Raw genomic sequence first — 4,083 nt, 5'->3', positions numbered from 1 at the left:
GTACGCGGCTGTTCGTCGTCCTCGTCCCCATCGGACGAGGACGACTCTTCATCGCCTGGTTGTTCCTTGCTTGGCGGTGTATGCGGTCCTTCGTACCACCGGACCTTGGCTCTGAGCCGCTTGTTCTCCTTACGGAGTTGCTGATTTTCTTGCTTGAGCTCCTCATTCTCCTGCTCAAGTTCATCTACGCGATTCTCGAGAGCAGTGATCCGCTCAAGCAGTTGCTCCACTTTCTCGTCAGTGACCATCACGACTCTCCCCGGCTAGTGCAGACGACACGGGACGGTCTCCCTGCCGGAGACCGTCCCTCGGAGCACACCCTGTCGTCTGCATTGCTCTACTGCGAGGTCAGGAGCAACTTACGAGAGAGTGGCGAAATCGTTCTGGGGGTAAACACGTACNGCACACCCTGTCGTCTGCATTGCTCTACTGCGAGGTCAGGAGCAACTTACGAGAGAGTGGCGAAATCGTTCTGGGGGTAAACACGTACCAACCCGAGAAGAAATTATATTACAGTAATAAACCTTTGTGTAGGGGCAATATATTATGGCCGAGGGTAATTTCGAGATTTTAAACACATGTAATATATACTGAGTATGTCTATATGCACACAGAGAAGTTTTCGCCTTTGGTCTTCTTGTAGAACTCACTCGGTGCGAGGTGTGTGTGTGTTCTCTCTAAACTGTTTCTCACTCCGCAATTTGGCTGAGGATTTTCTCCATCAGGTGATCTATTAGGAACTCACTCGGTGCGAGGTGTGTGTCCTTCCAATGATCTCCTCGTCGGCCGCCGACCGTCTTCATAATCGTCAAGTGTGGTCTGGAGAAGGAGCAGCTGTCCTCTTTATTGTGTACAGAGTGAACATCATCATTATCTCATTCTCATGCAGTGAGTGTTCGACGCTCTCGTTGTCGATGACATCTTCGAAGCAAACCCGTCGATTGGCTTGGACGATTCCGGAGTCGATGGAACGGGCCTTAGCCACGCTCTCCGGCAGACCCAAGACCCTCGGTGCTTAAGGGGACGCTGCGTCGATTGAGGCTGCCTGTGTAGGGCTTCGTACCGCTCTCGAGAGCACCAGAGACATGCCTCGACAGATAATCGAATGTATCGCGGATGCCGTGCTCCCGCAACTCGCGCCCACTGCTGTCGAGCTCAACAATAAGATCTCACTCGGTGTCGGGTGTGTCGACACCCTCGATCACTTCGGTGGTGACCTCACAGCAATGGTTGAGGATGCTGTGTCAGTGCAGAGGGTGAAGCCCGTTGTCGGAGCAGTCGGTCAACATTCCCAGCTTCCGACGGGACTGACCCTGCCGGTTTGCCGGGGTAATTCGGGTCGCTCCGGGTTATCCTGGAGCTGGCGTATGGTGACTATGCGTGGCCGGAGAGCCAGTGGTCTGTTCAGCGAAATACCGATCTTCGATTCGGCTGCCGAGGGTCTTGAACTCGGGTGATGGTTTACTTGCGTGTGTCCCTGAGATCTTTTCATGAACGTGTCCGAGCCGCCAGCGCCGGTGGTAATAGAAATGAACGACGGCGATACCCTCCGTGGCACGCTGATCGAAGAACGAACAGATGGATGGCTCCTCGACGAAGAGAGTGGTCGCCTGATTCTGGTGTACCCGCAGGATGTTGAACAGATTGAGCGTCACAGCAAATCAGAAGAGTGATTTTTAGTTGAACGACTGCTGTGCGGAGAACCGTACCTCCGAAATGACCACCTCAGTATTCTTAAACCCACGTGGATATTTTGATTATCACGCTCCGCACCACACGTAGAATGCGCAAATTACGGAGATCACGAAGATTCCGTCTGACGTAGATTTATACGTGATGTGCGTGAATCACGGAGTGTGAACATCAGTATGAACGGGTGTAAAACCAAAGAGAATAGGGGGGCAGTACCGAAAGTGGGTACCCCCACGCGATGCCGTCTTATGCGTAAATCACGCAATCTCACTAGAGCACGTGATTTGTCTGCAACACGGCATTCACATCGTACACGTAGAATACACCACCTACAAGCACGAGCCAGCATCGAGCGATCCATCCAACTTTCCCCTATCGGTGGTGTCAATGGCCGATAGGCTTGCCATCGCCATGCAGAAGGGTGGTGTTGGGAAGTCTACCACCGCGATCAACCTTTCGGGTGCGCTAGCGACCGCTGAGACACTCGCCGAACGGAGCGACGTGCTCCTCGTCGATGCTGATCCACAAGGATTTGCAACGATCACACTCGGCTCCCGCGAGTATTACGTGAGTGGGAACGCCGTTTCGATGTACGACATCATGCTTGATTTCGAGCGATTCGGGGAAGTCAACGATATCATTCAAACCCACGCTGAATTCGATGTGCTCCCTGCCCACGGGAGTAACTTCAAACTCGAACGCGAACTCTGGTCGGCGAATCGATCGCTTGAACGCCTCGACATGGTCCTTGACGAGATCGACTCCGAGTACGATTACATCATCATCGACTCCCCACCCAACCTTGGTCCGCTCGCTGACGGGGCGATCCTCGCCGCTGAGAACGTACTGTTCGTCTCACGAGCGGATTCAATCGCCACGTTCTCGATGAATCTGCTCACCCAGGAAATCGGTCAGCTCGAACGTGAGTTCGAGTGTGAGGTAGGGATCATCGGCGCGGTTGTGAACGCCCTGACCCGGAACAAGATCAGTGACGAGCGATTGGAGTGGTTCCTCGATAACCTGGGAGAGGAAAACACGTTCATCGTCCCAGAGACAGTCGCTATCGAGGGCGCATTCAATCAGAACCATTCCGTGTACGGCTTCGAGCCGACGAACCGTCATCGGGAAGAGAAATCTGAAGAGGTCCGAGATATCTACGACCGCCTCGCCACTCATGTAGAGGCCCACTATGCCTGAAGAAGACGACGACGCGCTCGGCGATATGCTTGGCGACCGTCTCAAGGACTCTCGCAACACGGACCGAACTGAACCGGACGAGAAAGGAGGTACACAGAGTACAGAGACTGCGGGTAGTACGGAGATTCCAGAATCTACGGGAAATACAGAATCTACGCAAATTACGGAATCTACGCAATCGGCTCAGGAGGATGACGGGGAGGTTGAACAGGACACGGCACGCTCTCGTTCGCCGTTCCCGCTCTACATCACTCCCGAACTGAAAGAGGGCGTCCAGAACCGCTTCGAGAAGTTCAACGCGGAGCGAACGTTGAACGACGAACCTCAGGTCGAGAAGCACAAGCACTTCATGCAGGGACTACTGCGCGCCGGTCTCGATCATTCTGACCTTGAGGAATACATCCTCGACGAATTCGATGATAGATAACCCTCGGAAACAATGTCCTTCGATGTCTGGTCGAACACATCTGCAATCTCCAGGGAAATTTAGAATGTCTGGAATGATGCTCGAACAGTTCGTCGATCGGGCGATCATCCTTGTTGCTACCAGGAGGTGACTCTGCTGGTGGTACATCGACAACTGCTGTGAGGCGACATCTTCGACCGACACATCGAATTTCTCGAAGTCCGTTTCGTCGGATTCCGGAAAGGTGACGTCAGCACCGCTTCCGGCAGCGGTGTACGGACGGCGCTACGATGGCGTTACATCTGCTCGTTGAGATGGAGGTGATCTTGCATCGCGCGCAACACCGGAACCCCTCTGAGATACTTGTACTCGTAGAGGAGCGTCACGCCGTATTCGGTGAGGCCCCAGTGGATGGGGACTCTCACGGCGAGCGTATCTGGATGTAAATTTCGGTGGCGGGCTGTGATTTAGCATCCTCGGCGCCACCCGGAGGACAGTGCCCACCGGCACCGCTGGCACGCTCACTACCGCGATCTCGCCTGTCCAAATATTCTCCGCGATGGATATTCAAGATATCGTATTCGACGACGAAGCGTTCGTTCAGCTCCCTCGTGCGAACATACTTCTGCTATCGTGAATTTCACGAACGAGGAGTCAACTGGATTACCCACGAGAGTGCACCATTCTCAGCCAACTCTCGACGCTCTTGTGTAGATTAGCGGAATACGTTGACGGCGACGCAATCGACAAGGCTGTGGATGGGTGCTTGAACAAGATTCAGGGAGCGA

5 protein-coding genes are annotated in these 4,083 nt (G+C 53.8%); 3 read left to right on the top strand and 2 right to left on the bottom strand.

The window, feature by feature from the left end:
* On the bottom strand, positions 1-248 hold a 248-nt coding region (zapB, locus tag C451_RS20580), incomplete at its 3' end, for a cell division protein ZapB (RefSeq protein ID WP_152420356.1).
* A 1,242-nt stretch (positions 249-1,490) separates the two neighbouring features.
* Here zapB and C451_RS21610 point away from each other — a divergent pair.
* The 3 genes from C451_RS21610 to C451_RS02565 all read left to right on the top strand — a co-directional run bounded on the left by C451_RS21610 (position 1,491) and on the right by C451_RS02565 (position 3,316).
* A complete protein-coding gene (locus C451_RS21610; RefSeq protein WP_152420355.1) occupies positions 1,491-1,673 on the top strand; it encodes a hypothetical protein in 183 nt (60 codons plus the stop codon).
* Between the two features lie 406 nt (positions 1,674-2,079).
* On the top strand, positions 2,080-2,889 hold the full coding sequence (locus C451_RS02570) for a ParA family protein (protein WP_080503445.1): 810 nt from the start codon (positions 2,080-2,082) through the stop codon (positions 2,887-2,889).
* The gene (locus C451_RS02565; protein ID WP_007737353.1) at positions 2,882-3,316 is read left to right on the top strand and encodes a hypothetical protein; all 435 of its coding nucleotides are present in this window, start codon (positions 2,882-2,884) and stop codon (positions 3,314-3,316) included. The genes C451_RS02570 and C451_RS02565 overlap by 8 nt, the downstream gene beginning before the upstream one ends.
* A gap of 275 nt (positions 3,317-3,591) precedes the next feature.
* Here the strand turns inward: C451_RS02565 and C451_RS23985 are convergent, their stop codons facing one another.
* The gene (locus tag C451_RS23985) at positions 3,592-3,720 is read right to left on the bottom strand and encodes a hypothetical protein (protein WP_275039312.1); all 129 of its coding nucleotides are present in this window, start codon (positions 3,718-3,720) and stop codon (positions 3,592-3,594) included.
* Positions 3,721-4,083: the final 363 nt, after the last annotated feature.

Origin of the sequence: Halococcus thailandensis JCM 13552 (assembly GCF_000336715.1) — an archaeon.
Classification (GTDB): domain Archaea; phylum Halobacteriota; class Halobacteria; order Halobacteriales; family Halococcaceae; genus Halococcus; species Halococcus thailandensis.
Note: the sequence above shows the minus strand (reverse complement) of the source record. Positions and strands in the feature narration are given on the sequence as shown.

Bases quoted from the DNA above. Each gene is read 5' to 3' on its own strand.
- C451_RS02570 (WP_080503445.1), top strand. From the start codon at position 2,080: ATGGCCGATAGGCTTGCCATCGCCATGCAGAAGGGTGGTGTTGGGAAG.
- C451_RS02565 (WP_007737353.1), top strand. From the start codon at position 2,882: ATGCCTGAAGAAGACGACGACGCGCTCGGCGATATGCTTGGCGACCGT.
- C451_RS21610 (WP_152420355.1), top strand. From the start codon at position 1,491: ATGAACGTGTCCGAGCCGCCAGCGCCGGTGGTAATAGAAATGAACGAC.